23 protein-coding genes are annotated in these 25,354 nt (G+C 74.1%); 18 read left to right on the forward strand and 5 right to left on the reverse strand.

Features of this window, described 5'->3' with window-relative positions; translation table 11 throughout:
• Positions 1-65: 65 nt before the first annotated feature.
• The 5 genes from RM555_RS21875 to RM555_RS21895 form a co-directional block, all read right to left on the reverse strand.
• Entirely contained in the window at positions 66-1,532 is a 1,467-nt protein-coding gene (locus tag RM555_RS21875) for an NAD(P)/FAD-dependent oxidoreductase (protein WP_311413491.1), read from the reverse strand.
• Positions 1,529-1,840 carry a (2Fe-2S)-binding protein gene (locus RM555_RS21880; RefSeq protein WP_311413492.1) on the reverse strand — a complete coding sequence of 104 codons (312 nt, stop codon included), beginning with the start codon at positions 1,838-1,840 and terminating at the stop codon, positions 1,529-1,531. Before RM555_RS21880 ends, RM555_RS21875 begins: the two co-directional genes overlap by 4 nt.
• Positions 1,833-3,020, reverse strand: a complete 1,188-nt coding sequence (locus tag RM555_RS21885) for an NAD(P)/FAD-dependent oxidoreductase (protein WP_311413493.1) — start codon at positions 3,018-3,020, stop codon at positions 1,833-1,835. Before RM555_RS21885 ends, RM555_RS21880 begins: the two co-directional genes overlap by 8 nt.
• Positions 3,017-3,937 carry a dihydrodipicolinate synthase family protein gene (locus tag RM555_RS21890; protein WP_311413494.1) on the reverse strand — a complete coding sequence of 307 codons (921 nt, stop codon included), beginning with the start codon at positions 3,935-3,937 and terminating at the stop codon, positions 3,017-3,019. Before RM555_RS21890 ends, RM555_RS21885 begins: the two co-directional genes overlap by 4 nt.
• Positions 3,938-4,010: 73 nt before the next feature.
• On the reverse strand, positions 4,011-4,547 hold the full coding sequence (locus RM555_RS21895) for a helix-turn-helix domain-containing protein (RefSeq protein WP_132239617.1): 537 nt from the start codon (positions 4,545-4,547) through the stop codon (positions 4,011-4,013).
• Between the two features lie 301 nt (positions 4,548-4,848).
• On the opposite strand from RM555_RS21895, the gene RM555_RS21900 reads away from it, so the two are divergent.
• The 18 genes from RM555_RS21900 to RM555_RS21985 all read left to right on the forward strand — a co-directional run bounded on the left by RM555_RS21900 (position 4,849) and on the right by RM555_RS21985 (position 25,318).
• Positions 4,849-6,456, forward strand: coding sequence for an ABC transporter substrate-binding protein (locus RM555_RS21900; RefSeq protein WP_311413495.1), 1,608 nt, complete (start codon positions 4,849-4,851; stop codon positions 6,454-6,456).
• A 7-nt stretch (positions 6,457-6,463) separates the two neighbouring features.
• Positions 6,464-7,552 (forward strand): ABC transporter permease, encoded by a 1,089-nt coding sequence (locus tag RM555_RS21905; protein ID WP_311413496.1) that lies wholly within the window; start codon positions 6,464-6,466, stop codon positions 7,550-7,552.
• The gene (locus RM555_RS21910; protein ID WP_151456999.1) at positions 7,549-8,469 is read left to right on the forward strand and encodes an ABC transporter permease; all 921 of its coding nucleotides are present in this window, start codon (positions 7,549-7,551) and stop codon (positions 8,467-8,469) included. The genes RM555_RS21905 and RM555_RS21910 overlap by 4 nt, the downstream gene beginning before the upstream one ends.
• 3 nt (positions 8,470-8,472) lie before the next feature.
• Positions 8,473-9,450, forward strand: a complete 978-nt coding sequence (locus tag RM555_RS21915) for an ABC transporter ATP-binding protein (protein ID WP_311413497.1) — start codon at positions 8,473-8,475, stop codon at positions 9,448-9,450.
• Positions 9,447-10,430 carry an ABC transporter ATP-binding protein gene (locus RM555_RS21920; RefSeq protein WP_311413498.1) on the forward strand — a complete coding sequence of 328 codons (984 nt, stop codon included), beginning with the start codon at positions 9,447-9,449 and terminating at the stop codon, positions 10,428-10,430. The genes RM555_RS21915 and RM555_RS21920 overlap by 4 nt, the downstream gene beginning before the upstream one ends.
• A 10-nt stretch (positions 10,431-10,440) precedes the next feature.
• On the forward strand, positions 10,441-11,679 hold the full coding sequence (locus RM555_RS21925) for an amidohydrolase family protein (RefSeq protein WP_311413499.1): 1,239 nt from the start codon (positions 10,441-10,443) through the stop codon (positions 11,677-11,679).
• Positions 11,676-13,322: a DUF885 domain-containing protein gene (locus RM555_RS21930; protein WP_311413500.1), complete on the forward strand. Its 1,647-nt coding sequence runs from the start codon at positions 11,676-11,678 to the stop codon at positions 13,320-13,322. The genes RM555_RS21925 and RM555_RS21930 overlap by 4 nt, the downstream gene beginning before the upstream one ends.
• 51 nt (positions 13,323-13,373) lie before the next feature.
• Entirely contained in the window at positions 13,374-13,751 is a 378-nt protein-coding gene (locus tag RM555_RS21935) for a nuclear transport factor 2 family protein (protein ID WP_311413501.1), read from the forward strand.
• Positions 13,748-14,074: a TIGR04076 family protein gene (locus RM555_RS21940; protein WP_151453650.1), complete on the forward strand. Its 327-nt coding sequence runs from the start codon at positions 13,748-13,750 to the stop codon at positions 14,072-14,074. Before RM555_RS21935 ends, RM555_RS21940 begins: the two co-directional genes overlap by 4 nt.
• The gene (locus RM555_RS21945) at positions 14,071-15,075 is read left to right on the forward strand and encodes an LLM class flavin-dependent oxidoreductase (RefSeq protein ID WP_311413502.1); all 1,005 of its coding nucleotides are present in this window, start codon (positions 14,071-14,073) and stop codon (positions 15,073-15,075) included. The genes RM555_RS21940 and RM555_RS21945 overlap by 4 nt, the downstream gene beginning before the upstream one ends.
• A 164-nt stretch (positions 15,076-15,239) precedes the next feature.
• Positions 15,240-17,624 carry a discoidin domain-containing protein gene (locus RM555_RS21950; protein ID WP_311413503.1) on the forward strand — a complete coding sequence of 795 codons (2,385 nt, stop codon included), beginning with the start codon at positions 15,240-15,242 and terminating at the stop codon, positions 17,622-17,624.
• A gap of 57 nt (positions 17,625-17,681) precedes the next feature.
• Positions 17,682-19,727 carry a glycosyl hydrolase family 28-related protein gene (locus RM555_RS21955; protein WP_311413504.1) on the forward strand — a complete coding sequence of 682 codons (2,046 nt, stop codon included), beginning with the start codon at positions 17,682-17,684 and terminating at the stop codon, positions 19,725-19,727.
• 363 nt (positions 19,728-20,090) lie between these two features.
• Entirely contained in the window at positions 20,091-20,795 is a 705-nt protein-coding gene (locus tag RM555_RS21960; RefSeq protein WP_311413505.1) for a tryptophan 2,3-dioxygenase family protein, read from the forward strand.
• Between the two features lie 68 nt (positions 20,796-20,863).
• Positions 20,864-22,147, forward strand: coding sequence for a tryptophan 2,3-dioxygenase family protein (locus tag RM555_RS21965; protein ID WP_311413506.1), 1,284 nt, complete (start codon positions 20,864-20,866; stop codon positions 22,145-22,147).
• A complete protein-coding gene (locus RM555_RS21970; RefSeq protein WP_311413507.1) occupies positions 22,144-23,322 on the forward strand; it encodes an aminotransferase class V-fold PLP-dependent enzyme in 1,179 nt (392 codons plus the stop codon). Before RM555_RS21965 ends, RM555_RS21970 begins: the two co-directional genes overlap by 4 nt.
• A complete protein-coding gene (locus RM555_RS21975) occupies positions 23,319-24,350 on the forward strand; it encodes a methyltransferase (protein ID WP_311413508.1) in 1,032 nt (343 codons plus the stop codon). The genes RM555_RS21970 and RM555_RS21975 overlap by 4 nt, the downstream gene beginning before the upstream one ends.
• 113 nt (positions 24,351-24,463) lie before the next feature.
• Positions 24,464-24,835: a hypothetical protein gene (locus tag RM555_RS21980; protein ID WP_311413509.1), complete on the forward strand. Its 372-nt coding sequence runs from the start codon at positions 24,464-24,466 to the stop codon at positions 24,833-24,835.
• Positions 24,836-24,901: 66 nt separating this feature from the next.
• Positions 24,902-25,318: a YchJ family protein gene (locus tag RM555_RS21985; protein ID WP_311413510.1), complete on the forward strand. Its 417-nt coding sequence runs from the start codon at positions 24,902-24,904 to the stop codon at positions 25,316-25,318.
• Positions 25,319-25,354: the final 36 nt, after the last annotated feature.

A 25,354-nucleotide genomic window follows, 5' to 3' on the forward strand; every position in this document is an offset into this window, starting at 1 on the left:
GGACCGCCGGGGCCGGCATCCGTCGAAGGCGTTGCGCAACAGCGTCGACATCGCCGGATCGTCGGTCAGGGCGCGTCGGGCGGTGCGTCGCCGACCGCGAGGGCGCGCAGGGGGACGGGCTTGACCGGCGCCTGCGCGGTGAACGCCCCGACCTCCTCCGGCGCCCGGCCGGTCAGCGTGCAGATGAACTGGCAGAGGCCCGGCTGGCAGGACCGGCCCTGGCACAGGCCCATCCCGGCGCGGGTCACCAGCTTGACCGCGTTCGCGGTACCCAGGTGCGGGTTGGCCGCCAGCGCCCGGCGCACGTCACCGGCCCGCACCTCCTCGCAGCGGCAGAGCACGGTGTCGTCCGTGACCAGGCTGCCCAGGGCCGCCCGGTCCGGCGCGAAGCGGTCGAGCACCCGGCTGACGAAACGTCGTCGGCGGCGCAGTTCCCGGCGCACCGGGTCGGCCAGCGCGGTGGCCCGACGCTCGTCGAGCAGCCCCAGGTCGCGCAGCACGCCCAGGGCGGCCAGCCGGCCCTCGGCCTCCGCCTGCTCGGCACCCGCGACGCCGGTCAACTCGCCGGCCACCGCGATCCGGGGCACCGAGGTGCGCAACCACTCGTCGTGCCCGACCACCCAGCCGCCCGCGGGCGAGTCCCAGGTCACCGCGCAGCCGGCCTGCCGGGCCAGCTCGACGGAGGGCACGAAGCCGTAGCCCAGCGCCAGCACGTCGCAGGGCACGTCCCGGTCGGTCCCGGGCACCGGCTGCCCCGTGGGGCCGACCTCGGCGAGGGTCACCGCGCTCAGGTCCGGGTCGCCGTCGGCACGGCGGACGACCGTGGCGAACCGGACCGGCACCCCCGCCCGGCGCAGCACGCGCAGCGCCCCGACGCCCTCGGCGATCTTGCCGCCCGCGCCCGCCACGGCGGCCAGCCCGGCCGGACCGGGCAGCAGGTCGCGGCGGCGCTGGACCAGCGCGACCTCGACCACCCGGGCACCGGCGCGCACCAGCTGGGCGGCCACCACCAGCAGCAGCGGGTGACCCCCGGCCAGCACGAACCGGCCGCCCGGCAACAGGCCCTGCGCCTTGACGAACGTCTGCACACCGCCCGCCGTGAGCACTCCCGGCAGGGTCCAGCCGGGAAACGGCACCGGCAGGTCGTACGCGCCGGCGGTGAGCAGCACCGCCCGGGGTTCGAGCAGGCGGACCCCGGCCGGGCCGTGCGTGGCGACCCGGTAGCGCCCCGGCGGGGGCTGCCCGCCCGCGTACCCGTCGAGGCCGGCGCGGGTGCCGAGGACGCCCCACACCGTGGTGTCGGCGAGCCACCGGACGCCGGGAGCGGCGGTGGCCTCGGCGAGCAGCGCCCGACCGGCGGAGGACGGCGCGGCCGGCGGGGTGAACCCGGCCGGCGGCCGGCGGTAGATCTGCCCGCCCGGCTGCTCCTGCTCGTCGACGACGGTGACGGCGGCGCCGTACCGGCCGAGGGTGGCGGCGGCGGACAGCCCGGCCGGACCGGCGCCGACCACCACCACGTCGGGCGCGCTCACCGGGGCACCGCCGTGCGGACCCGCATGCCGGCGCGTACCCGGACCAGGCAGGAACGCTGGCAGGGCACGTCGTCCACGGTGACGACGCACTCGAAGCAGATCCCCATGTTGCAGTAGGGCCCCCGACGGGCGCCGCCGCGCGTGGCGCCGACGGCCCGCTCCCCGGCGGCCAGCAGCGCGGTGGCCAGGGACTCGCCCGGGTGGGCGGGCACCGGCCGCCCGTCCACCTCGATGGTGACCGGCGCGGGCCGGCCCATCGCGGTGCGCCTCGGCGCCTCGGCGGGCTGCGGCGGGCGGTGCTCAGACAAAGTTCAGCGCTCCGAAGCGGGCGGGTGAGTAGTCCTCGATCGCACGGTCGGGCCCGCCGGTGACGACCATGGCGGCGAGGAGCCGGGCGTAGGTGAGGCCGAGGGTGAAGGCCGAGCCGCCGGTGGCGACGTACAGCCCCGGCCGGCGCGGCACCGCGCCGAGCAGCGGCAGGTGGTCCGGGGTGAGCGTGGTCATGCCCGTCCACGTCCGGATCACCGGCAGGTCCCACACCGCCGGGACCACCCGGGCGGCGTCGGCGTTGCCGACCAGCGACTCGTAGCGCAGCTCCGGGTTGGTCTCCAGGTCGACCTGTCCGGCGCGGCTGACCAGCTTGGCCGGCCAGCCGCCGCCGATCAGCACGTTGCCGTCCTCGGTCTGCTTCATCGACAGCCGCCGGCCGACGTGCTGGATCAGGTGCGGCAGGAACGGCCGGCTGCGGGCGGTCGCGCTCATCGTCAGCCCGACCGGGAAGACCGGCAGCCGGACGTCGGCCATCGCGGCCAGCTCGGCGGTCCAGACGCCGCCGGCGAGCACGACCGTGTCGGCCAGGTGGGTCTCCCCGGCGGTGCCCCCCGGGCCGGACCCGGTGCGCAGTTCCCAGTGCCGGCCGCGCCGGTGCAGCCCGGTGACCCGGCAGCCGGTGCGCAGCACGGCGCCGTGGCGGCCGGCGGCCCGGGCCAGCGCCGGGGTGACCAGCCGGGGGTTGGCCTTGCCCTCGCCGGGCACGTGGCCGGCGGCGAGCACGGTGTCCGCCAGGTACGGCGCGAACCGGTGCAGCTCCGGGCCGGAGAGCACGGCGACGTCGAGGCCGTACTCGCGTTCGAGGGCCGCCTTGCGGTCCAGCACGGCGATCTCCGCCGGGGTCTCGGCGAGCATCAGCCCGCCGGTGCGGGACACCCCGCACCGCTCGCCGAGCTCGTCCTCGATGCTCGCCCAGGCCCGCACGGCGTCCAGGTGCAGCGGCAGCGCGCGGGCCGCCGCGCGGGCCGCGTCGTCGCCGTGCTCGACCATCCGGAACTCCAGCTGGAAGTGCAGGCTGCCCGCGTTCTGCCCGGAGGCGTGCCGGTTGACCTGGTCCTTCTCGACGAGCAGGACGCGGTTGCCGGCGCGGGCCAGGTGCCAGGCGGTCGCGCAGCCGAGCAGGCCGCCGCCGACGACCGCCGTGTCGTACGCAGTCACGGGAGCAGGTCGAGCTGGGTCATGGTGGCCCGGACGCGGTCCTGTTCGGCGGGGGTCAGCGGGAGCAGGGGCGCACGGACGTGGCCGGCCGGCACGCCGCGCAGGGTGAGCGCGTACTTCATGATCGCCTGCGCGTTGCCGAACCGGGCGCCGTAGTCGGGCCCGAACCAGTCCTCCATGATCACGCGGTCGCGGGCGCCGAGGACCCGGGCCCGGTCGAGGTCCCCGGCGCGCAGCGCGCGGAAGAAGTCGGGGTGGTCGGCGCCGAGCACGGCGCCGGCGCCCATCAGCCCGTCGCCGCCGATCGTGGTCATCAGCTCGATGCCCACCTCGTTGGTGGGGATGCCGAAGTAGCGCACCCGGTGCCGCAGGGCCACCAGGCTCCGGACGAAGCCGCCGAAGTCCGGCGTGGAGTTCTTGACCGCCACCACGGTGTCCAGCGCGCTCAGCTCCAGCAGCAGGTCGGCGTCCAGGTCGACGCCGGTGCCGCGCGGCCAGTTGTAGACGCAGAGCGGGATGTCGACGGCCTCGGAAACGGCCCGGTAGAACGCCACGACCTCGGCGCGGGTGGGCACCACGTACGGCGGCGGGGTGAGCAGGATGCCGTGCAGGCCGGCGGCCCGGGCGGCCTCGGCGTGCCGGATGGCCTCCGCCGGCGTGTACGCGTTGCAGCCGCCGAGCACGGTGAGCCGGTCGCCGACCTGCTCGGCGGCCGTCCGGAACAGCTCGGCCCGTTCCTGTTCGCTGAGACTGAACCACTCGCCCGTGGTGCCGCCGACGATCACCCCGTGCAGCCGCTCGGCGGCGAGCCAGTCCAGTTGCCCGCGCCAGGCGGCGAGGTCCAGCTCGCCCGTGGCGGTGAACGGGGTGGTGACGGCCGGGAGGTAGCCGAACCAGTCGACGCTGTCACGGTCCACTGCGGGTCCTTTCGACGGGCGGCGTCGTACCGCCCACGTGCGCGTACGCGGGCCGGGTGACGTGCCGGGTGGGTCAGGGGGTCGGCGGGGTGACCGCGATGATGAGCCGGGCCCGCTGGTCGCTGGCGTTGCGGTAGAGGTGGGGCAGCCGGGAGTCGAAGGTGATCGCCTCGCCGGTCTTCAGCACGTAGTTCTCGCCGCCGATCTCGGCCACCACCTCGCCGGTGACGGCGATCGCGCACTCGGTGGAGGGGTGCGCCCACGGCTCGGTGGAGCTGGCGTCGCCGGGGGCCAGCTCGGCTTCGAGCACCTCCAGGTCGCCCCGTCCCGGCGTGAGCCGGTCGTAGGCGATCTGCCCGGGAGGCGCGGCGAGCCGGGACCGCGAGCCGGGCCGGCTGATGTGCACCAGCGGGGCGTCCGGCTCGGAGAACAGCGCCGCGATGGAGGTGTCGAAGACCTTGGCGAGCTTACGCAGGGTGGCCAGGCTGGGGTCCGTGGCGCCGTTCTCGATCTGGCTGAGCAGGGCGGGCGACACGTCGGCCGCCGCCGCGAGCTGGCGCAGCGTGAAGGAGTGCTGCTGGCGCAGGTCGCGGAGCTGGTCACCGAGCATGCGTCTTTCCTCGTTCCAAAACAGTGTGGCTAGAAATGTTTGACGTGACTATACGCCGCTGTCTAGGGTGGTCAAACACAAGGTGAACGTGTTCGGCGCTACTAGACAAACGGCGTTGAGGCACGAACCGGACACGAGTCCCGTCCGGGTACATCCAACCCCATGACGGCACAACGGCGCAGACCCGCGAAGCCGCCACGGTTGCACCAACGGCCCGGCCGCGGCGTCACCGACGTCACCGGGTGTGACAGCCCCCAGAGCCCGTCCCGCGCGGGCCGGCCCATACGAAGGTAGGAACAGCATGTCGGTGTCCCCTCGCCGGCTCCGCGTCGGAGCGATCGCTCTGGCGGCGCTGGCCATAGCCTCCAGCACCGCGTGCAGCGCGGGCGGCAGCGGAGGAAACGGTGACGGCGGTTCGGCCAAGACCCTCACCGTCAACACCTCGTTCGTCCTCAAGACCCTCGATCCCGGCCGGATCTACGAGGCGACCGGCCTCACCGCCGTGCACTCGCTCTACGACACCCTGCTGACCTTCAAGGGCTCGGACGTGAGCAAGCCGGTCCCGGCGCTGGCCGAGTCGTTCGAGGCGTCGCCCGACGCCAAGACCTTCACCTTCAAGCTGCGCGAGGGCGTGAAGTTCTCCGACGGCACCGCGCTGACCGCCGACGACGTGGTCTTCTCCCTCAACAGGCTGAAGAACGTCAAGGCCAGCCCGGCCGTCATGGTCAGCGGCCTCACGTTCGCCAAGACCGACGAGCGGACCGTGGTGGTCACCTCGGCGACCGCCGACCCGAACATCCCCGTGGTGCTCGCGATGCCCTCCACCGGCGTGGTCAACTCCAAGGTCGCCAAGGAGCACGGCGCGACCGACGCCGCCGACGCCGCCAAGAGCGACACCGCGCAGCAGTACCTCGACACGAACTCCGTCGGCAGCGGCCCGTACGTGCTCAAGTCGTACGACCCGTCGGCGCAGGTGGTGCTGGAGGCCAACCCCAACTACTGGGGTGACAAGCCCGAGTTCAGCCGCGTCGTGCTGCGCAACATGGACGTGCAGACCCAGAAGCTGACCATGCAGCGGGCCGGCGGCTCCGAGATCGCGCTGGACATCTCCGGCAAGCTGCTGGAAGGGCTGCCGGGCAGCCTGAAGACCTCCGCCATGCAGGACACCGTCTACTTCCTCTTCCTCAACGCCGACCCGGCCGTCTCCCCGGTGAGCTCGAACGCGAAGTTCAACCAGGCGCTGCGGGCCGCCATCGACTACGAGGGCATCGCCGGGCTGTACGGCAAGGGCGCCGCCCCCGGCGCCGGCCTGGTGGCCCCGGCCTACCCGGGCGCGCTGCCCGCCGGGGAGCAGTCGAAGCGTGACGTGGCGAAGGCCAAGGCGTTGCTCACCGAGGCGGGGCTGACCAACCCCACGGTCAAGTTCAACTACCCGGCCATCACCTACAAGGGGGTCGACCTGGGCACGGTGGCGACGAAGGTGCAGGGCGACGCCGCCGAGGCCGGCATCAAGCTGGAGCTGACCCCGCAGCCGCTGACCACCTTCCTCGACGAGATGCGTACGGGCAAGATGGCCCTCGGGTTCACCCCGCAGAGCCTGAACTACCCGGTCGCCGACTCGCTGATCAACAACATGTCCCCCGGCCAGGCCACCGCGCTGCGCTCGGGCTGGACGGTGGAGCGGGCCGACCCGGCCGTCGTGGCCGCCGGCAAGAAGGTCACCGAGACCCTCGACCTGGCCGCCCGGGCCGCCGCCATGCAGGAGTGGCAGCGGGCGATGAACGCCGCCTCGCCGTACGTCGTCCTGGCCAGCAACTCCTCCACCGTGGTGGCGAGCAGCGACCTGACCGGCACGGACTACACCGCCGCCGGTTGGCAGGTCGACCTCGCCGCGGTGGGCCGGGGGTAGTCACTCCATGACGACGACAGTCGACGACGCCGAGCCGGGCACGGTCACCACGACCGTGTCCCGGCCCCGGCCGCACCGGGCACTGCTGGTCTTCCTGCTCAAGCGGGTGGCCATCACCGCCGGCCTGCTGCTGGGCGTCACGATCGTGACGTTCGGCCTGGTCACCGTGGTACCCGGCGACCCGGTCACGGCCAACCTCTCCGACCAGGCGCTCAACGACCCCGCGACGGTCGCGGCGTTCCGCGAGAAGTGGGGCCTGGACCAGCCGCTGTACGTGCAGTACTTCCAGTACCTGGGCAACCTGCTGACGGGTGACCTCGGCATCTCCCAGCAGACCGGCCGCACCGTGGCCGACGACCTGTTCCAGTACGTGCCGGCGACCATGGAACTGGCCATCCCCACCATGGTGCTGGCGCTGCTCATCGGCACCGGGATCGGCATGCTCGCCGCCGTACGCAACGGTCGGGTCACCGACCAGCTGATCCGCGTCGGCGCGCTGCTCGGCCTCTCCACCCCGCCGTTCTGGCTGTCGCTCGTCGTGCTCTACGTCTTCTTCTACCAGCTCGGCCTGGCGCCCAGCGGCGGACGACTCTCGACCGACTTCAGCCCGCCGCCGACGGTGACCGGCATGTACACGGTCGACGCCGCCCTCGCCGGCCAGTGGGACGTCGCCTGGGACGCCGCCCAGCACCTGATCCTGCCGGTGCTCGTGCTGACCAGCCTGACCGTGGCGATGCTCGTCCGGTTCGTCCGCTCGTCCATGCTGGAGGTGCTCCAGCAGGACTACATCCGGGCCGCGTACGCCAAGGGCCTGCCCGCCCGGGTGGTGTTCCGCCGGCACCTGCTGCGGGCCGGCCTGGTCCCGGTGATCACCGTCTCCGGGCTGGCCTTCGCCTCGCTGCTCTCCGGCACGGTGCTGGTGGAGAACATCTTCGGCTGGCCGGGCCTCGGCCAGTACGCGTACCGCAGCGCGACGGCGCTGGACCTGCCCGCGATCCTCGGCGTCAGCCTGTTCGTGGCGCTGGTCTACACGCTGGTCAACCTCACCGTCGACCTGCTGTACGGGCTCATCGACCCGAGGATCCGCCTGTCATGACCGCACTCGCACCCGATCCCGTGGCGCCCGACCCCAAGGCGACGGCCGCGCTGACCCGGCGCCGCTTCCTGGGCGGCCGGCTGCGGGGACGTTCGACGGCGCGGCCCATCTGGCGCCAGCCGATCGCCGTGGTGGCCCTGGTCATCCTCGGCGGGTGGCTGCTGGCGGCGCTCCTCGCCCCGCTCGTCGCGCCGTTCGACCCGCTGGCGCAGAGCCCCGACGCCTACGCGCCGCCGTCCGGCACGCACTGGTTCGGCACCGACTCCCTCGGCCGGGACGTGTTCAGCCGGGTGATCCACGGCTCCCGCCTGTCGATCCCCCTCGCGCTCGCCATCGTCTCGCTCGCCCTGCTGATCGGCGGCCTGCTCGGCCTGGTCGCCGGCTACGTGGGCCGGTTCGTCGACGAGGCGCTGATGCGCCTGACGGACCTGGTCTTCGCGTTCCCGCAGATCATTCTGGCGATGGCCGTCACGGCCGCGTTCGGCCCCAGCACCCGCAACGCCGTCCTCGCGCTGGTCATCGTCTCCTGGCCGGTCTACGCCCGGGTCATCCGCAGCGCCGTGCTGACCATGCGCGGCGAGGACTACCTCAGCGCCGCCCGGCTGCTCGGCATCGGGCCGATGCGCGCGCTGCGCCGCGACGTCCTGCCCAACAGCGTGGGTCCGGCGATCGTGCTGGCCACCCTCGAACTGGGCAACGCCGTGCTGCTGCTCTCCGCGCTGTCCTTCCTCGGCCTCGGCCCCCGCCCGCCGGCCGCCGAGTGGGGCTCGATGGTGGCGCTCGGCTCGCAGGACCTCTCCATGTGGTGGGTCAGCGTCTTCCCCGGTCTGGCCATCCTCACCGTGGTGATGGCCTTCAACGTGCTCGGCGACGCGCTGCGCGACCGGATCGACCCCCGCTACGCGAAGGGACGTTGAGAAATGGCACCCCTGCTCGAGGTCGACTCCCTGGCCGTCACCCTGCCCGGCCCCACCGGGCCGCTGCCGATCCTGCACGACGTGTCGTTCACCGTCGACGAGGGCGAGATGGTCGGCATCGCCGGGGAGAGCGGGTGCGGCAAGAGCCTCACCGCGCAGACCCTGCTCGGGCTGCTGCCCGCCGGCGCCAAGGTCACCGGGTCGGCCCGCTTCGCCGGCACCGAACTGCTCGGCCTGGACACGAAGCGCTGGCAGAAGGTACGCGGCGCCGGCATCGCGATGGTCTTCCAGGACCCCACCGCCGCACTGCACCCGATGCTCACGATCGGCCGGCAGCTCACCGAACACATGCAGGTCCACCTGGGCCTGGACCGGCGGGCGGCCGGCCGGCGGGCGGTGGAGCTGCTCGAGCAGGTCCGCATCCCCGACCCGCAGCGGGCGGTGCGGGCGTACCCGCACCAGTTCTCCGGCGGCATGCGGCAGCGGGCGGCCATCGCGATCGCCCTCGCCGCCCGCCCCCGGCTGCTGATCGCCGACGAGCCCACCACCGCGCTCGACGTGACGGTGCAGGCCGGCATCCTGGCGCTGCTGGACCAGTTGCGCGCCGAGACCGGGCTGGCCGTCGCCTTCATCACCCACGACCTCGGCGTGCTCAGCGCCCTCACCACCCGCGGGTACGTCTTCTACGCCGGGCGGGTGGTGGAGACCGGTCCCACCGGGGCGCTGCTCACCGCGCCGCGGCACCCGTACACGGCGGCGCTGCTCGGCGCCCGCCCGCACGGCACCCAGGCCGTCGGCACGCTGCGCCCCATCCCGGGCGGGCCGCCGGCGCCGGGGCAGGCGCCGCCCGGATGTCCGTTCCAACCCCGGTGCGGGTACGCCGAGCCGTCCTGCGGCAGCGCGCCGCCCCCGCTCGCCCCCGCCGGCGCCGACCGGTCGGTGGCCTGCGTGGTCCGTCCGCACCTGGAGGTGGCGGCATGAACGAGCCCGTCGGCTCGGGCAACCTGCTCGAGATCAGCGACGTCGAGGTCGAGTACAAGGCGCGCGGCCGGGGGCCGGTGCGGGCCGTGGCCGGGGTGAGCCTCGAGGTGGCGCCCGGCCAGATCGTCGGCCTGGTCGGCGAGTCCGGCTGCGGCAAGTCGTCGCTGGCCCGGGTGGCGGTCGGGCTGGCCGCGCCGAGCGCCGGGGCGATCCGGTTCGCCGGCCGCCCGGTCACCCCGCTCGGCTGGCGGCGCCGGCCGGTGCCGCAGGTGGGGCTCCAGATGGTCTTCCAGAACCCGTACGCGTCGCTGAACCCCCGGCGCACCATCGGCGCCCAGCTCCTCGACGGGGTGCCGGACACGGTGACCGGCGCCGCCCGCCGGGCGAGGGTCGCCGACCTGCTGGAGCGGGTCGGCATGCCGGCCGGGGCCGCGGAGCGGTACCCGCACCAGTTCTCCGGCGGCCAGCGGCAGCGGCTCGCCATCGCGCGGGCCCTCGCGCCGGAGCCCCGGATGATCATCGCGGACGAGCCGGTCACCGCGCTGGACGCCTCGTCCCAGGCGCAGGTGGTCAACCTGCTCGTCGGGCTGGTCCGGGACCTGGACATGGGCATGCTGTTCATCTCGCACGACCTGTCCCTGGTGCACGAGATCGCCGACGTCACGGCGGTGATGTACCTGGGCCGGATCGTGGAGACCGCGCCCACCCGCCAGCTGTGGCGCTCGCCCCGGCACCCGTACAGCCAGGCGCTGATCGACGCGGTGCCGCAGATCGGCCCGCACCCGCAGCTGCCCAGGACGCTCGCCGGCGAGGTGCCCGACCCGGCGCACGCGCCGACCGGGTGCCGGTTCCGGCCGCGCTGCCCGCACGCGTTCGCGCCGTGCGGCGAGCAGCCGCCCACGCTCGACCTCGGCGGCCGCAGCGCCGCCTGCTGGCTCAACGACCCGACGGTGGCGCCGACCACCGCGCCTGCCGCGTAGAGGACTCCGCATGCACATCCCCACCGAACAGGTCCTGGTCAACCTCGCGCTCTACGACGGCGTCCGGGACGACCTCCAGCGCGACCAGGGCATCTGGGTCGGCGCCGACGGCACGATCCGCGCGGTCGGCCCGGTCGACGACGTCCTCGCCGAGGCCGGCGGCGCCCGGGTGGTCGACCTGCACGGCGACCACGTCATGCCCGGCCTGACCAACATGCACGTGCACCTCTCGCTCGGCCTGCCCGGCCACTTCGGCGACGAGGTGCACCGCTCCAACCTCGCCGAGCTGGTGCTGCTGATGGCCGACTCGGCGCGGCGGACCCTGCACTCCGGCGTCACCACCGCCCGGCTCGTCGGCGAGAGCCGGTACGCCGACTTCGCCCTGCGCAAGGGCATCGAGCGCGGCGCGGTGGACGGTCCGCGGATCTTCACCGCCGGGCACGCCCTCTGCTGCACCGGCGGGCACGGCTGGGAGGCCGACGCCCTGGAGGCCGACGGGGCGGACGGGTTCCGCCGGCTCACCCGGCAGCAGATCCGGGCCGGCGCCGACCTGATCAAGGTGTGCATCTCCGGCGGCATCGCCGGCGAGTTCGAGTCGATCGACACCCCCCAGCTGCTCGACGACGAGCTGGCGGCGGTGATCCGGGTGGCGCACGACTGGGGGCGCAAGGTCACCGCGCACGCCGGGCCTGCCGAGTCGGTGCGCCGTGCCGTGGAACTCGGGCTGGACTGCGTCGAGCACGGCTACGAGCTGACCGACGAGGTGACCCGGCTGATGGCCGACCGGGGTGTCTGGTATGTCCCGACCATCGTGGTCAGCCGCTGCGAGCAGTTCTTCCGCGACGCGGGCGTACCGGGCTGGCTGATGGACCGCGCCCTGGGCGCCGGGCCCCGGCACTGGGAGAGCCTGCAGCACGCCATCCGCAACGGGGTGCCGATCGCCCTGGGCAGCGACATGCCGCCGCACGCCGGCTACGACGAGACGACCGCGACCGTGCGTGAGCTGGAGTTCATGGTGGACGCCGGGATGCCCGTCGCCGACGCGCTGAAGTCCGCCACCATCCGCCCCGCCCAGTGGCTGGGCCAGGCCGACACGCTCGGCAGCGTCGAGGTGGGCAAGCACGCCGACCTGCTGGTCCTGCGCGACGATCCCACCCGCTCGGTGTCCGCGCTGCGCACCCTGCACACGGTGCTCAAGGGCGGCGTCGGGTACCGCGACGACCACGGCCGCCTGGGCTTCGCCCGATGACGACCATCACCGAGGTCGCCGACGGGTACCTCGACGCGCTCGCCGAGCTGGACCCGGAGGCCGCCGAGGCTGCCGGCCGTACCCCCGGATCGCACTTCGCGGACCTCTCCCCCGACGGCTTCGCCGCCCGCGCGGAGCTGGCCCGTGGCACCGCCGCCGCGGCGGCCGGTGCCCGCGCCGACGGCACGGCGCAGCGGGCCCTCGCGGGCGCGCTGCGCGACCGGCTGGCCAGCGAGGTCGACCTCTACGACGCGGGCTTCACCACCCGGCTGCTCGCCCCGCTGGCGACGCCGGTGCACCTGGTCCGGCAGGTCTTCGACAACCTGCCGCGCGCCACCGACGAGGACTGGGCCGTCGTCGCCGCGCACCTGCGCCGGGTGCCCACGGCCCTCGGCCAGTACGCCGAGACGCTGCGCTGGTCGGCGCGGCGCGGGCACCTGGTCGCCCGCCGGCAGGTGCTGGCGGTCGCCGACCAGTGCACCGCCTGGGTCACCGCCGACGACTTCTACGGCCGGCTGGTGGCCGGTCACCCGGGCGGGCCGCTGGCCGGGGAGCTGGCCGCCGGGGCGCGGTCGGCCGCCGCCGCGACGGCGGACTTCGCCGCGTTCCTGCGCACCGAGCTGGCGCCCCGGGCCACCGACGTCGACGGCGTCGGCCGCGACCTGTACGCCGTCACCGCGCGCAGCTTCCTCGGGGCGACCGTCGACCTGGACGAGCTGTACGCGTACGGCTGGGCGGAGCTGGCCCGCACCGCCGCCGAGCAGCGGGCGGTCGCCGCCGAGCTGGGCCACCCGGACGTGGCGGCGGCGCGGGCCGCGCTGGACGCCGACCCCGCCGGCCGGGTGCCGGTCGGGCCCGACCTGGAGCGGTGGCTGCGCGAGCGCACCGAACAGCTCACCGACGCCCTCGACGGCCCGCACTTCGACATCCCGGCCGCCACCCGCCAGGTGGTGTGCCGGCTCAGCCCCGCCGCCTCCGGCGTCATGTACTACACCCCGCCCGACGCCGGGTTGACGCGGCCGGGCGGGATCTGGTGGTCGACGCCCCCCGGCGAGTCGACGGTGCCGGTGTGGCGGCACGTCGGGACGCTCTGCCACGAGGGGCTGCCCGGGCACCACCTCCAGCACGCGATCACCCTCACCACCGCCGAGCTGCACCCGTGGCAGCGGTCGCTGTGCCAGGTGCACGGGTACGCCGAGGGCTGGGCGCACTACGCCGAACGCCTCGCCGACGAACTGGGCCTCTACGCGGGCCCCGCCGAGCGGCTCGGCATGCTCGACGGGCAGATGTGGCGGGCCGCCCGGGTGGTCATCGACCTCGGCCTGCACCTGGACGTGCCGATCCCGCCCGGGAACGGCGTCACCGACGCCCGCCGGTGGACCCCCGGACTGGCCGTGGACTTCCTGGTCCGCGTCGCCGGGCTGGACCCGGCGACGGCGCGGTTCGAGGTCGACCGGTACCTGGGCTGGCCGGCGCAGGCGTTGGCCTTCAAGGTCGGGGCGCGGCTCTGGCAGCAGGCCCGCCGGGAGGTCGAACGGCGCGAGGGCGCGGGGTTCGACCGCAAGCGGTTCCACGACCGCGCCCTGCGGCTCGGCCCGATGGGGCTCGATCCGCTGCGCGCCCGCCTCGCCGAACTCTCCTGATCCGCCGTCACCCCCGACACCCCCGTCCGCCCCGACCGGAAGCGAGCCCCGATGACCGTTGACGATCTCACCGCCGCCATCACCGACATGTACCGGTCGTTGGGCGACCGCGCCGCGTTCGACGCCCGCCTGCACCCCGACCTGACGATCTGGGAGTCCGACGCGCCCGACCTGCTGGACGGGCTGGCCGCCCTCGACGACCTGCGGGACCGCCGGGCGGCGGACCGGGGCCCGGCCGCGCCGCCGACCTCGGTCGCGCCCGAGCAGTTCCGGGTCGAGTCGTGGGACGACACCGGCCTGGTCCGCTACGTCCTGCGGGCCCGCTACGCGGGCGGGCAGCCGGACGACTGCTTCCGGGTCACGGACGTGCTGCGCCGCGACGAGCGGGGCTGGCGGATCGTGCACCACCACGCGGAGGCGGTCCGATGAGCGCCGAGGAACCGGTCACCGACCTCTACGACCTGCGGGTCGTCGTGGAGCGGATCGAGGGCCGTTCCGTCTGCGGCCTGCGGCCGGGTGACTACATCGACCTGACCGAGTCGAACCGGCTCAGCATCCCGACGGGCAAGCACTTCTGCCTCTACGCCCTCGCCGCGTGCCTGCCGCTGCTGCCGGCCAAGCAGCGGCCGCTGCCGCCGGAGGACTGGCTGGCCCGGGACAGTCACGTGGCCTGCCCGGACCCGGACGAGCGGGTCATCATGCGCATCGAACGGACCGCCCGGCGGCAGATTCCCACTGGAGACCTGACGTGAGCACCGACGACGGACGCCGACTCGTCGGCATCGGACTGCAGTCCGACAAGAGCGCCGACGAGTACGCGGCCCTGGCCGAACTCGCCGAACGGCACGGCTTCGACGTGCTGTCGGTCTTCGGCGACCTGATGTACCAGCCGCCGTTCTTCCCGCTGCTGGTGGCCGCGCGGCACACCCGGCGGATCCGGCTCGGGTCGGCCTGCCTGAACCCGTTCACCATGCACCCGGTGGAGATCGCCGGGCAGGTCGCCGCCCTGGACCTGGCGTCGAACGGGCGGGCCTACCTCGGGCTGGCCCGGGGCACCTGGCTCGACCAGATCGGGGTGCCGCAGGCCCGGCCGCTGCGCCGGATCACCGAGACGGTCGACGTGGTGCGACTGCTGCTCTCCCGCGACGAGGGCGGCTTCGCGGGCCGGGAGTTCATCGTGGCGCCCGGCACGGCCCTGCGCTACGCCCCGGTCCGCGCCGACGTGCCCGTCCTGGTGGGGACGTGGGGTCAGCAGACCGCCCGGACGGCCGCCGCCTTCGCCTCGGAGATCAAGGTCGGCGGGTCGGCCAACCCGGCGATGGCCAAGACGATGCGCGCCTGGCTGGACGAGGCCACGCCCGCCGGCCGGGACCAGGTGGGTGTGGTGATCGGTGCGGTCACCGTGGTGGACGAGGACGGCGCCCTGGCCCGCCGGGTGGCCCGTACGGAGGTGGCCATGTACCTCGCGGTGGTCGCCGCCCTCGACCCGAACGTCGACATCGACCCGGAGCTGCTGGCGCGGATCCAGCAGCACGTCGCCCGGCAGGAGCACGACCTCGCCGGCGCGCTGATCGGCGGGGACCTGCTCGACCTGTTCGCCTTCTCCGGCACGCCCGAGCATGTCGCGGCGCAGGCCGCGGCGGTGTTCGATGCCGGGGCCACCCGGGTGGAGTTCGGCACCCCGCACGGGCTGACCCCGGCCGGTGGCGTCGACCTGATCGGCCGCCGGGTGCTGCCGCTGCTCAGGGAGTGACGCCGCGGTGGGGGCGGGCCGGAAGGGGTTCCCGACCCGCCCCCATCTGACAAATTTCCGCGCCCGGTCGCGTTTTTTCACTGCCGGGTCTCGCTCTTGCATTGTGGAGTCGCCTACTGCACCATGGCCATCGATACCTTTCCGCGACCGGAAGGAAGACGGCCATGGCGGTGTCCCGTCGGAGACTCATCGGATCCCTCGCCGCCGGTTCGGCGCTCGCCGCCGTCTCCCCCACCGACCTGGTCTCCGCCCTGCGCGCCACGGCCCACGCGGCCAGCCCGCCGGGGGACGTCGTCGGCAAGGTCTCGGTCGGCTACCAGGGCTGGTTCAGCTGCCCCGGTGACGGCGCGCCGATCGGCGGCTGGTGGCACTGGAGCCGCGACCGGTTCCAGTCGCCCTCCCCGGCCAACACCACGATCGTCTCCTGGCCGGACATGCGGGAGTACGCCCGCGGCTACACCACCGCGTACCCGCCGCTCGGCAACGGCCAGCCGGCGCAGCTCTTCTCCTCCTACGACCAGCAGACCGTCGACACCCACTTCCGCTGGATGCAGGAGCACGGCTGCGACACCGCCGCCCTGCAACGGTTCAACCCGTTCGGTGACGAGGGGCCCACCCGCGACGCCATGACGGTCAAGGTCCGTGGCGCGGCGGAACGCTTCGGCCGCAAGTTCTACGTCATGTACGACGTCACCGGCTGGACGGCGATGCAGTCCCAGATCAAGCAGGACTGGCTCGACCGGATGTCCGCGCACACCGCCTCCCCGGCGTACGCGCGGCAGAACGGCCGGCCGGTGGTCTGCGTCTGGGGCTTCGGCTTCAACGACGACGGCCGCCCCTTCGCCCCCGCCGCCTGCCTCGACGTGGTCACCTGGTTCAAGGCCCAGGGCTGCTACGTCATCGGCGGCGTGCCGACGTACTGGCGGCAGGGCGTCAACGACTCCCGGCCCGGCTTCTCCGAGGTCTACCACGCGTTCCACATGCTCTCGCCGTGGATGGTCGGCCGCACCGGCACCCTCGACGGGCTCGACTGGTTCCACACCAACGTCAACGTCCCCGACCTGGCCGACTGCGCCGCGCACGGCATCGACTACCAGCCCTGCGTCATGCCGGGCGACCTGTCGGCCGGGCACCGCCGCCACGGCGACTTCTACTGGCGGCACCTCTACAACATGACCCGGCTGGGCGCGCAGGGCCTCTACGTCTCCATGTTCGACGAGTACAACGAGGGCAACCAGATCGCGAAGACCAGCGAGACGCAGGCGAGCACGCCGGCGGGGGCGGGCATCCGGGCGCTGGACGAGGACGGCGTCGCCTGCTCCGCCGACTACTACCTGCGGATCACCGCCGACGGCGGCCGGATGTTCAAGGGCCAGCTCGCCCTCACCCCCGTACGGCCGACGCCGCCCGTCCCCGGCGGCGGCCCGCAGCCCGGGGGCGACCTCGCTGCCGGCCGGCCGGCGTCGGCGAGCAGCCAGAACGGCGCGTTCGCCGCCGGCAACGCCGTCGACGCCGATCCCAACAGCTACTGGGAATCCGCCAACGGCGCCTTCCCGCAGTGGTGGCGGGTCGACCTGGGCGCGAGCCACCCGGTGGCCCGGGTCGTCCTCGCCGTGCCCGCCGGCTGGGAGGCGCGCACCCAGACGGTGACGGTGCAGGGCAGCACCGACGGCGCGTCCTTCAGCACGCTCGCCGGGCCGGTCGGGGTCCGGTTCGACCCGGCGACCGGCAACACCGCGACCCTCACCGTGCCGTCCACCGCCGCCCGCCACGTCCGGGTCACCGTCGCGGGCAACACCGGCTGGCCGGCGGCCCAGCTCGCTCAGGTCAAGGTGTACGCGGCGACCGGGACGCCCACCCCGCCCACCCCGCCGGGCGGCCTCACGGTGACCGGCCGCACCTCGACGAGCGTGTCGCTGGCCTGGACGGCGTCGACCGATCCCGACGGCATCACCGGCTACCAGGTGCGCCGCGACGGGCAGACCGTGGCGTCCGTCCCGGGCACCTCCGCCACCGTCGGCGGGCTGACGCCCCAGACCGCGTACACCTTCACGGTCGTCGCGGTGGACGGCGCCGGCACGCCGTCGGCGCCGTCCGCCGCCGTGTCGGCGACCACCGCGGCGGCACCCGGGGCCGACCTCGCCCGGGGCCGGCCCGTGACGGAGAGCAGCCACGTGCAGGCCTACGGCTGCGCCAACACCGTCGACGGCGACGCGAACACCTACTGGGAGAGCGCCGGCAACGCCTTCCCGCAGTGGGTGCGCGTCGACCTCGGCACGACCGTCCCCGTCGGACAGGTCGTGCTCCGGCTCCCGCCCGCCGCCGCCTGGCAACGACGCACCCAGACCCTCTCCGTCGAGACGAGCCCGGACGGCACCGCCTGGAGCACCGCCGTCGCGTCCGCCGCCCACGTCTTCGATCCGGCCACCGGCAACCGGGTGACGCTCGCCGTCCCGGGGACGCCCGGCCGGTACGTGCGGATCCGCGTCACGGGCAACACCGGCTGGCCGGCGGCGCAGCTGTCCCAGCTCGAGGTGTACGCCGCGTAGCGGCGGTCACTGCCGGCCGCGCGGCCGGCCCCGTCCCACCACGAGAAGAGTCACGCCATGCCCCTGAGCAGATCTGCGTTGCCCGGACCGTCGTCGCGGCGACGGCCCCGGGCGGCGGTCGCCGCCACCGTCGCGCTCGCGACCGCCCTCGGCGTCCTGGCCGGCGCGCCCGGCCCGGCCACCGCCACCCCGTCCGCCGGCACCGCACCGGTCGTGACCAGGGCCGGCCTCGACCCGCAACTCGTCGCCGGGCGCGGCGCCGACGTCGCCTTCGTCGAACAGGAGGCGGAGAACGCGACCACGGACGGCGAGGTCATCGGCCCCGACCGCACCGCCTACACGCTGCCCGCCGAGGCCTCCGGCCGCCGCGCGGTCCGGCTGACCCCCGGCCGGTACGTCGAGTTCGTCCTGCCCCGCGCGGCCAACGCGATCACCGTGCGCTACAGCATCCCCGACGCCCCGCGGGGCGGCGGCATCACCGCCCCGCTGGACGTGGCGGTCAACGACCGGCGGGTCCGGACGATGACCCTCACCTCGCAGTACGCCTGGCTCTACAACCAGTACCCGTTCTCCAACGATCCGACCGCCGGTCTGCTGCATCCGGACTGGTGGATCACCGAGTGCTCGTGCGTGCCGGCGGCCACCACGCCGTACCCGAGCATCCCCACCCCGTTCCGCCCCAGCCACTTCTACGACGAGCAGCGGCTGCTGCTCGGCCGGACGTACCGGGCGGGCGACCGGATCCGGCTCACCGCGCCGGGCGGCAGCAACGCGGCGTGGACGGTGATCGACCTGCTGGACTCCGAACTCGTCGGCCCGCCACGCGTGCGGCTGCGCGCGGCGAACGTGCTGGCCTTCGGCGCCGACCCGACCGGCCGCCGCGACTCCGCCCCCGCCCTGGAGCGGGCCATCGCCTTCGCCCGGCGGGCGGACGTGCCCGTCTACCTGCCGCCCGGCACGTACCAGGTCAACCGGCACATCGTCGTCGACGACGTGACGATCGAGGGCGCCGGCAGCTGGTACACGATCGTCAAGGGACGCGAGGTCGCGCTGCCCACGCCCGCGCCGGACGGCTCGGTGCACACCGGCGTCGGCTTCTACGGCAGGAGCGCCGCCGAGGGCGGCAGCCGCAACGTGCACCTCTCCGGCTTCGCCATCGAGGGCGACGTGCGCGAGCGCATCGACACCGACCAGGTCAACGCGATCGGTGGCGCGATGAGCGACTCCACGATCGACGGCCTGCACCTGCGGCACACGAAGGTGGGCATCTGGTTCGACGGGCCGATGAGCAACGTGCGGGTCACCAACACGATCATCGTCGACCAGATCGCGGACGGGCTCAACTTCCACACCGGCGTCACCGACTCGCTGGTCGCCCACACCTTCGTCCGCAACAGCGGCGACGACGGGCTCGCGATGTGGTCGGAGAAGGTCGGCAACGCCCGCAACCGCTTCGACCACAACACCGTGCAGTCGCCGGTGCTGGCCAACGGCATCGCCCTCTACGGCGGCACCGACCTCACCGTGTCGCACAACCTCGTCGCCGACCCGGTGCGCGAGGGCAGCGCGATCCAGGTCGGGTCCCGCTTCGGCGCGCAGCCGTTCACCGGGCGGCTGCTGATCACCGGCAACACCACCGCCCGCGCCGGCACGTACGAGCTGAACTGGAAGATCGGGCTGGGGGCCATCTGGTTCTACGCGCTGGACCGGGACATCGACGCGACCGTCGACGTGATCGGGGACAGCTACCTCGACAACACGTACAACGCCATCATGCTGGTCAGCGACTGGCCCGTGAAGGACCTCCACTCGATCACCGGCGTCCGGTTCCAGGACATCCGGGTCGACGGCACGGGCACCTCCGTGCTGAGCGCCCGGTCGGCGGGGTCGGCCTCGTTGCGCAACGTCGACGCCCGCAACGTCGGCGCCGTCGGCGTCAACAACTGCGGGTCGTTCAACTTCCCGGCGACCGGCTCGGAGTTCGCCCTCACCGACCTGGGCGGCAACGACGGCGGTTGGCTGGCCCCGTGGCAACTGCCGAACACCATCACCTGCGACGACCGGCCGCCGGTCGTGCCGCCACCGCCACCGTCGGCCTGGTGAGCCCTCGCGGTGGGCGGTGGACTCCGCCGCCCACCGCCAGCCGCCGCCGTACCGGGACACCCCGGCACGGCGGCGGCTTTCTCGTGCCCCGCCCGACGGGAACCGTCGACCCCACCCCGCACCCATCCGCCGGTGTGACGGGTCAGCCGTTCACCACGATTGACGAATGGCGGCCAAATGTGCTAACAAACCGCCCTGTGAATGTCGCCGAAAATGGCGGAAACCCTCCCCTTCCCGAAAATGGACACGGCGCGCGACAGGGGCGTGACACATTGCCTTTCGTCGTTGCATAATGGCCGCCGCACGCGCTGTCGCACCGTCGGTTTCCGATGCGGCGACGCCGACCGAAGGGGACACAATTCCGTGAAGCGGGACCACTCACCTGTGCTGCCTGGCGACGGCGCCACGGACTATGCGCGCTACATGCGGCTGGACGCGCTGCTCGACCTGCAACGGCGTCCGGAGGAGATGCTCCACCGCGACGAGCTGCTCTTCCAGGTGGTACACCAGTCCACCGAGTTGTGGCTGAAACTCGCCGCCGCCGAGCTGGCCGAGGCGGTCACCCGGCTGCGCGCCGGCGAGCTGGCGGTGACCGAGTCGCTGCTGGCCCGGGCGACGCTCGGAATCCAGCTGGTCACCGACCAGCTGGAGATGTTCCGGCACCTGTCCCCGGCCGACTTCCAGGCCATGCAACCGGCGCTGGGCAAGGGATCCGGCGCGGAGTCGCCCGGCTGGCGACAGGTCCAGGCCACGAGCCGACAGCTCGGCCGGGCGTTCGCCGAGCAGCTGGAAGCCCAGGGAATCGACCCGGCCACACTGGGCCGGCCGGATCCGGCGGACCCCGTCCAGCGGCTCGCCGAGGCGCTCGTCGAGTGGGACGAACGGGTGTCGCTGTGGCGGACGCGGCACTACCAGATCGCCCTGCGCGTCGGGGGCCACGCCCCGGACGGCGCCGAGGCGACGATGCTCGCCAAGCTCGTCGGGTACCGGTTCTTCCCCGAACTGTGGCGGGCCCGCCTGAAGCCCACCGACGAATCCGGTAACGAATCACAGGTCGGTCGTCCCTGACAATCCTCGTCCACCAGAAATTGTCAATCCCTCCCCACCTGTCTCTGCGTGGCGACCGAAATTTCGAGGTGCGGTTCGTGCGTGAACTGACGAGTTGGCTGTCCGGTGCCGGTGAGCCCGACAGTTTCCCATACTCCGCCGTGCTGGCGGAGTTTCACCGGGTCGGCAAACACTTCGTCGACAAGGAACTGCTGGCCCTGCTCGACCAGGCCCGTGCGCAGTCGACGGTGCCGGCGGCCGCGCGGGATGCCCACGCCCGGTTGCTGGGTGACTTCCTCGACGCCGCGCTCGACAAGTGGGACGGCCGGTACGACTACCGCAGTTACCTGGCGCTGCGGCTGCTCCGGCTGCCCTGCGGGGACGACGTCGACGACGGGCCGGCCGCCGACCCCGTCGGTGCCCGGCGGGACCGCGACCGGCTCCTCGTCCGCCTGGTCGCCGACGCGCTGGCCTTCGAGCTGACCGCCGCCTCCGGCACCACCGACCTGCTCCCCGAGCGGCGCCCGAGCCGGGACGTGGTGGCCAAGCGCTACCGGCTCGGCGTACGGGCCGCGTCCCCCGCTCTCGTCCGGATGGGCCTGGCCGGCACGGTCCCCCACCGGGAGGCGGTGGCGACCCCGGACGAGCTGCGGGCCCTCGCCGCCGACCCGGATCCCACCGGGGAGCTGGTGCTGCGGCTGAGCATGCTGCCGGTCCACGTGACACACGACGAGTACCTGTTCATCCGGGTGCTCCAGGCGTACGAGTGCCTCTTCGCGGGGATCGCCGACGAGCTGCGCGCCACCGTCGCCGCCCTGTCCGCCGGCCATGCGGGGCCGGCGGTCGAGCGGCTGGCGTACGCCCGCGAGCAGCTCACCGCCGCCGGACCGCTGTTCTCGCTGCTGGCCACCATGCAGGCGGAGGCGTTCCGGACGTTCCGGGAGTTCACCGAGGGGGCGAGCGCCATCCAGTCGCGCTCCTACAAGCTGATGGAGTCGCTGTGCCGTACCCCGGAGGGGTCGCGGTTGGACTCGGCCGCCTACCACCAGGTGCCGGAGGTCCGCGACCGGGTGCACGCCGGGCGGCCGTCGGTCGACGACGCGTTCCGGGCCGCCGTACGCGACGGCCTGCTCGCCGCGCCCGGCGGCGAGCGGGTCGAGGAGGAGATGCGGTCGTTCGCCGCTGCGGTCGTCCAGTGGCGGCGTACGCACCACCGGCTGGCGACCCGGATGCTCGGCCCGCGCCCCGGCACCGGCTACACGGAGGGCACACCCTACCTGGCCGCCGTCCGGTCCATCCCGGTCTTCACCTCCGTCGCCGACGACTCCCGATCCCCGTCCCCGACCGACCCGACCGGAGGCAGCCCCGAGTGAGCCCGCCCGAACCGCACCCCGACGCGCACAGGCCCGAGTGCCTCGACGCCACCGCGCACGCCGCCCTGCGCGCCGAGTTCCCCCTGCTCCAGAGCGCCGTCTATCTCAACAACAACTCCACCGGCGCAGTGCCCAGAGGGGCGGAACACGTCCTCACCGGCTACTGGGAGACGCTGCGGAGCTGGCGCGACGAGGTCTGGCAGGGCTGGCACGTAGGCCTCGACCGGTACGCCGACTCGGTCGCCGCCCTCATCGGCGCGCCGGCGGGCAGCGTCGTCACGGACGCGAACCTCAGCACGCTGCTCGCCCGGGTGGCGTCCTGTTTCGACTACCGCCCGCCGCGCGACCGGATCGTCACCACCGACCTCGAGTACCCGACCGTGCCGTTCATCTGGAACGCGTTCCGCCGCTACGGCGCCCGACTCGACGTGGTCGGCTCGGGCGGCCCGCGGTTCGACGAGGACGCCCTCGAGGCGCGCGTCGACGACCGCACGCTGCTGGTGTGCGTCCCGCACGCCAGCTTCTCCTCCGGCGCCACCATCGACCTGCACCGGCTGGTGCGGCGCGCCCACGACGTCGGCGCCCTGGTGGTGGTCGACGCCTTCCAGAGCGTCGGGGTGATGCCGCTGGACGTGACGGCGCTCGGCGTCGACGTGGTCCTCGGCGGCGCGCACAAGTGGCTGTGCGGGGTCGGCACCGCCTTCCTCTACGTCCGCCCGGGCCTGGTCCCGGAGCTGGAACCGGCGGCCACCGGCTGGCAGGCCGGCGACCGGGCGTTCACGTTCCAGCCGTCGACCGGCTGGGCCGACGGGGCCCGGCGGTTCGCCGGCGGCACCCCGTTCCCCCTCACCTCGCTGGTCTCCCAGGTCGGCCTGGACCTGCTGGCCGGGGTGGGCGTCGACGCGATCCGCCGGCACTCGCTCGCCTGCACCCAACGGGTCCTGGACCGGGCGGCGGCGGCCGGCATCGACGTGGTCAGCCCGACCGACCCGCACCGGCGCGGCGGCGTCGTCTGCCTGGACGTCCCCGACGGCGAGGCCGTCAAGCGGCGGCTGGTCGCGCGCGACATGGTCTGCAGCTGGCGGGGCCACCTGCGGGTCGGCCCGCACGTCTACAACACCCTCGACGAGATCGACACGTTCATGGACGCCCTGGAAGAGGAGCTGAAACGGTGAAGGTCACGCTGTCCCCCCGGGCGCTGATGAGTCTGCTCGCCAACGGGCCCAAGGCCATGGACGTGCTGGAGACCGCGCTCGGCATGGGACTGCTCGACGCGCTGGAGCCCGGGCCGGCGAGCCTCGGCGAGCTGGCCGCCCGGTTCGGCGTACGGCCCCTGCGGCTCTACAAGTTCCTCGACTGCCTGGAGAGCCTCGGCGTCGTCGAGCGCAGTGAGCCGGGCGACGACATCACGACGGCCACGTACCGCGCGGTGCCCGGTCTCCGGGACGCCGTCACGGCGGTCGTCGGCCCCGGCGCCGTCGAACGCGACCGGGACCGTTACCCCTGGCGGCGGCTGCACGGTCGGCTGGCCGGGAGCCTGCGGGGCGAGGTGAGCATGAGCGACGACGACTTCGCCTGGCCCCCGAAGACCGACGAGCAGACCGCCGACTTCGAGCGCAGCATGGCCGTCGGTCTCGGCCCGGTGATCGAGACGGTGCACCGCAACGCCGACCGGCTGTGGCCGGACCGCCGTCGCCTGCTGGACGTCGGCGGGGGCGACGGCACGCTCGCCGCGCACGTCCTCGACGACGCCCCGGGGCTGCGGGCCGACGTGTACAACCTGCCGGCCGTGGCGCCGCTGGTGGCGGCCACCCGGGCGCGTACGGGGCATGCCGACCGGCTGGGTTTCGTGGGCGGCGACTTCTTCGCCGAGCCGCTGCCCACGGGCTACGACGCCATGGCGTTCGTCCGGGTGCTGCACGACTGGCCCAACGACGTCGCCCGCCGGCTGGTCGAGAAGGCGTACGCGGCCCTCGAACCGGGCGGGCTGCTGGTGATCTGCGAGGAGTTCCGCACCCCGGACCGGCTGGCGATGCAGTTCTTCTGGAGCTACTTCCTCATCGGGGTCGACAGCTGCGTCAGCCGGCTGCGGGAGGTCGAGTTCTACACCGGCCTGCTCAAGGAGGTCGGCTTCGACCGGGTGGCCGTGCTGCCCGGCGGCTGGGAGGTGGTCTGCGCGTACAAACCGGTGGCCGGGGTGTGATCCGCCGAGCCGGCGGGGCGGGGCCGCTGCCCCGCCACGCCGGCTCGGCGGCGTTTGACCGCCGGGGCCGGGGGAAGACCCAGCGCCCAGGGCCGATTCCCGAGGGAGCGACGATGGCGGACGCAGGACGGGCCAGGAAGGCCACCGGGGCGCGCAAGGCCCCGATGAAGCGGGCGGCGGCGGCGAAGAAGGTGGCGACGGCCACGAAGCGGGCCACCGGGGCGACCGCGGCCAGGTCCCCGGGCGGGAAGCCCACGCCGACGACCGCCCGCGCGGCCCGGAAGAAGGACACCTCGGCCACGGCGGCCCCGGCCCGCGCCCGCAAGGCGCCCGCCACCGCCGCGCCCGCGAAGAAGGCGCCCGCGAAGAAGGCGGCGAAGGCCGCCGCGACCCGCGCCGGCGCGGCCTCGAAGGCCCCGGCCCGCAGGGCGACGACCATGGAGTCGTTCGGCACCCGACGGGCGCCCCGGACCAGCGCCGGCTGAGCCGGCACCACGACGCGCGGCGGGTGCGGACGCCGGCCGCGCCGGGGCGTCGGCCAGAATGGGCCGGTGGCGAAGCGATCCCGCCGGCGGGCGGCCGACGACCGTGACCGGCCCTGCCCCTGTGGCCTCGGCCAGCCGTACGTCGGATGTTGCGGGCGGCTGCACCGGGGCGAGGCGGACGCGGCGACCGCCGAGGCGCTGATGCGCTCGCGGTACAGCGCCTTCGCCGTCGGCGACACCGCGTACCTGCTGCGCAGCTGGCACTCCTCGACCCGGCCGGGCGCCCTCGACCTCGACCCCGGCCAGCGCTGGACGGGCCTGGAGATCGTCGACACCGAGCGGGGCGGGCTGTTCGACGCCACCGGCACCGTCGAGTTCCGGGCCCACCACCGCGCCGGCGGCCAGCCGGGCACGCAGAGCGAGCGCAGCCGGTTCGTCCGCGAGGACGGCCGCTGGGTCTACCTCGACGCGCTGCCCGACTGACGCCCGGTCGCGACGCCTGGGCACCGCGACCGGGAC

This window comes from Micromonospora reichwaldensis (assembly GCF_031845925.1).
In the GTDB taxonomy this organism is placed as follows: domain Bacteria; phylum Actinomycetota; class Actinomycetes; order Mycobacteriales; family Micromonosporaceae; genus Micromonospora; species Micromonospora reichwaldensis.